Raw genomic sequence first — 4317 nt, forward strand, 5'->3', positions numbered from 1 at the left:
CCGCGGTGTTCTTCGACGCGTTCGTGGTGCGCATGGTCATCATCCCGGCCGTCATGGCGCTGCTCGGCGACAAGGCCTGGTGGCTACCCAAGTGGCTGGACCGGATCCTGCCGAACGTGGACGTCGAGGGCGAGAAGCTCACCCGCGAACTGGCCGCGGCGTCCGAGCGGGACACGGTCCACGCGTGAACGATCACGGCGTGACGTGTCCGCCCAGGTAGGTTGATGCCCATGTTGGTCAGGCTTCTTCGGCGTTTCCTCGCGCCTCACGGTGGTGCACTGGTTGCAGTCGTCGTGCTGCAACTGGTGTCCACGGTGGCGATGCTGATCCTGCCCAGCCTCAACGCGGACATCATCGACAACGGTGTGGCCCGCGGCGACATCGGCTACATCATGCGCACCGGCGCGATCATGCTGGTGATCGCGGCGTTCGAGGTGGCCTGCGCGATCGGCGCCGTCTACTTCGCGGCCCGGACCGCGATGGCCGTGGGACGCGACATCCGGCTGTCGCTGGTCCACCGTGTCGGGAAGTTCTCCGCCCGCGAGCACGGCAAGTTCGGGGCGGCGTCGCTGATCACCCGCAACACCAACGACGTGCAGCAGATCCAGATGCTCGTCATGATGACCTGCACCATCGTCGTCATCGCTCCCATCATGGGGATCGGCGCCATCGTCATGGCGCTGCGCGAGGACCGGGGAACCTCGGTGGTCGTGGCTGTGGCGGTCCCCGTCCTCATCCTCACGATCCTGGGTCTGATGGCGATGATGCTGCCGTCGTTCCGGATCATGCAGACCAAGATCGACAACGTCAACCGGGTGCTGCGCGAACAGATCACCGGCATCCGTGTGGTTCGCGCGTTCGTCCGCGAGGACTCCGAGGGCGCCCGATTCGACGCGGCGAACCTCGACCTCACCATGACGGCGCTGCGCGTCGGGCGGATCAACGCGGTGCTGTTCCCGGCCGTCATCCTCATCGCGAACGCCAGCACCGTCGCCGTGTTGTGGTTCGGCGGGCAGCGCATCGACAGCGGCGCGATGGAGGTCGGGTCGCTGACCGCGCTGATCACCTACGTCACCCAGATCCTCATGGCCGTGCTCATGGCCTCGTTCGTGGCGCTGATGGCCCCGCGCGCGGCCGTCTGCGCCGACCGCATCCTCGAGGTCCTCGGCACCGAGCCGTCGGTGTCGTGCGCAGAGAACGCCGTGACGGCACTGCCGCGCCCGGTCGCCGTCGAGTTGAAGGGCGTCGGTTTCTCCTACCCGGGCGCCGACGCGCCCGTGCTGCACGACATCGCGTTCCGGGCAGAACCCGGCACCACCACGGCGATCATCGGCGGCACGGGGTCCGGCAAGACCACCCTCATGCGCCTGATCCCGCGGCTGATCGACGTCACCGCCGGTTCGATCGAGGTCGGCGGAATCGACGTCCGGAACATCGACCCGGCGGCGTTGCGCCGCGAGATCGGCGTGGTGCCGCAGAAGGCGTACCTGTTCTCCGGCACGATCGCCGAGAACCTGCGGTACGGGCGCTCCGACGCCACCGACGACGAACTGTGGCACGCCCTCGAGGTCGCGCAGGCCGCGGACTTCGTCGCGGCCCTGCCCGAGCGGCTCGAGACGGTCGTCGCGCAGGGCGGCACCACCGTCTCCGGCGGGCAGCGGCAGCGCCTCGCCATCGCCCGCGCACTGGTCCGCCGGCCCTCGATCTACCTGTTCGACGACGCGTTCTCCGCGCTCGACCCCGCCACCGATGCCCGACTCCGGGAGGCCCTGGTGCCCGAGACCCGCGACGCATGCGTCCTGATCGTCGCCCAGCGGGTGTCGACCGTGCAGGACGCCGACCGGATCATCGTGCTCGACGACGGAGCGGTCGTCGGGTCCGGCACCCACATCGAGCTGCTGTCGTACTGCCGGGAGTACATCGAGATCGTCGAGTCCCAGCGGATGGCCGCCGTATGAGCACCCAGACCCCGACCCTCCCGGCCCAGCCGCAGAACGGACTCGCGTCGATCAAGCGGATCCTCGGGCTGCTGCACCCGCAGCGTTTCATCGTCTACGGCGTGCTGCTGATGGTGCTCCTCGGCGTGATCGCGCAGGCGGTCGCGCCGCTGCTGCTCGGGCGCGCCACCGACGTCATCTTCGACGGTGTCATCGGCCTGCAGCTGCCGGCCGGGCTCACGAAGGACGAGGCCGTCGCGCAGCTGCGCAGCGAGGGCAACGACCAGTTCGCCGACATGGTGTCCGGGACCGCCGCCGTGCCCGGGGAGGGCATCGACTTCGGCGCCCTCGGCCGGATCCTGTTCGTCGTCCTGGCGCTGTACCTGCTGTCGTCGGCGCTGATCTGGGTGGCCGCGTACGGCCTGAACGAGATCGTCCAGCGGGTGGTGCGGGATCTGCGGTCGCGGGTGGAACGCAAGATCCACAACCTGCCGCTGCGCTACTTCGACACCCACTCGCGTGGCGACCTGCTCAGCCGCGTCAGCAACGACATCGACAACGTGTCGACGGGCATGCAGGAATCGATCAGCCAGCTCGTGCTGGCCGTGCTGACCCTGATCGGCCTCGTCGTGATGATGCTGTGGATCTCGCCGCTCCTCGCGCTCGTGGCGCTGTTCATGGTGCCCGCGTCCGTCGTCGCGACGGCCCTGGTCGCGCGCCGGTCCCGCACGCACTTCGCGGCGCAGTGGGAAGCGACCGGCAAACTCAACGGCCAGATCGAAGAGGTGTTCACCGGCCACGAGATCGTCACCGCGTACGGGCGCACCGCCGACGTCGAGCGCAGCTTCGCCGAGACCAACGACGAGCTGTTCCGGTCCGCCTACCGCGCACAGTTCGTGTCCGGCACCGTGATGCCGCTGGTGACCTTCCTCGGCAACCTCAGCTACGTGGGTGTCGCCGTGCTCGGCGGCCTGCGCGTGGCGTCGGGCACCATCACCCTCGGCGAGGTGCAGGCGCTGATCCAGTACTCGCGCCAGCTGGCTCAGCCGCTTGCCCAGATCGGTGCGATGGTGAACCTGCTGCAGTCCGCCGCCGCGTCCGCGGAACGGGTGTTCGCACTCCTCGACGAGCCCGAGCAGGACCCCGAGTCGCCGGCACCGACCCTGCCGTGGGGCCGGCACGGCAGCGTCGAATTCGACGACGTGTCGTTCTCGTACGACCCGGATCGTCCGCTCATCGAGCACCTGTCGCTGCGCGCCGAACCGGGACAGATGGTCGCGATCGTCGGCCCGACCGGCGCCGGCAAGACCACGCTGATCAACCTGATCCTGCGGTTCTACGAGCTGAACTCCGGCCGCATCCTCGTCGACGGTGTCGACATCACCTCGATGTCGCGGGCCGAGCTGCGGTCGCGGATCGGCATCGTGCTGCAGGACACCTGGCTGTTCGGCGGCACCATCCGGGAGAACATCGCCTACGGCAACCCGCACGCCACCGAGAACCAGATCCTGTCCGCGGCCCGCATGAGCTACGTGGACCGCTTCGTGCGTGCCCTGCCCGACGGCTACGACACGATCATCGACGAGGAATCGGGCAGCCTCAGCGCCGGTGAACGTCAGCTCATCACGATCGCGCGGGCCTTCGTGGCCAAGCCGTCCATCCTGATCCTCGACGAGGCCACCAGCTCCGTCGACACCCGCACCGAACTGCTCGTGCAGCAGGCCACCGCGCGGCTGCGCGACGACCGCACGAGTTTCGTCATCGCGCACCGGCTCTCGACGATCCGCGACGCCGACCGGATCGTGGTGATGGAGGACGGGCGCATCGTCGAGCAGGGCACGCACGAGGATCTGCTCCGCGCGGGCGGTGCCTACACGCGGTTGTACGACGCGCAGTTCAAGGCACTCGTGGAGTGAACGCGGGGGACTTCGGCGCGGCCTGATACAAACCGTTCCGTCCTCGCGGGCGGAGCGGGACACCTCTGGCCATGACGGGGTGCAGACAACAGCGGTGGTCTCCGGCGTCGGTTCGAGAGTGTCTCCCGCCGGCGTCCCCGAGAGCTGGTTGTATCTCTGTGCCGAGGAGACGATCTCGATGGCGTGGCACGTGGACGGTCTCGCGCGGTCGTAGGCCGACGACATCGAATCGTTCTGCGCCGCAATCGATCCGGGTGCGGTCGATGACACCGATCCGTCCCCCGAACCGGTCGGTGCTCTTCGGTTTACCGGCAGCGGTCGTCGTACAACGATGTGCCGCTGTGATTCTCGGAACCCGACAACGATCTGCGGTCGGCGGCGGTGCTCGGCGCGGCGTCGCGGGTGATGTAGGTCGACCCGATCGGTGCGATGCAGGCGCGGTGAAACAGGCGTCGGTGGCCCGT

At 68.5% G+C, this 4317-nt stretch carries 3 protein-coding genes; all 3 read left to right on the top strand.

Translation table 11 applies throughout. The features are described 5' to 3' along the window. Positions 1 to 188, top strand: a 188-nt coding sequence (locus I0Q12_RS11865; protein ID WP_197252105.1) for a hypothetical protein, incomplete at its 5' end; no start/stop codon positions are given. 42 nt (positions 189 to 230) lie between these two features. Then, the gene (locus tag I0Q12_RS11870; protein WP_197252141.1) at positions 231 to 1958 is read left to right on the top strand and encodes an ABC transporter ATP-binding protein; all 1728 of its coding nucleotides are present in this window, start codon (positions 231 to 233) and stop codon (positions 1956 to 1958) included. After that, complete coding sequence (locus I0Q12_RS11875) at positions 1955 to 3853, top strand: ABC transporter ATP-binding protein (protein WP_197252106.1); 1899 nt, start codon at positions 1955 to 1957, stop codon at positions 3851 to 3853. Before I0Q12_RS11870 ends, I0Q12_RS11875 begins: the two co-directional genes overlap by 4 nt. The last annotated feature ends 464 nt before the right edge of the window (positions 3854 to 4317 follow it).

Origin of the sequence: Rhodococcus sp. CX (genome assembly GCF_015865005.1) — a bacterium.
GTDB lineage: Bacteria > Actinomycetota > Actinomycetes > Mycobacteriales > Mycobacteriaceae > Rhodococcus.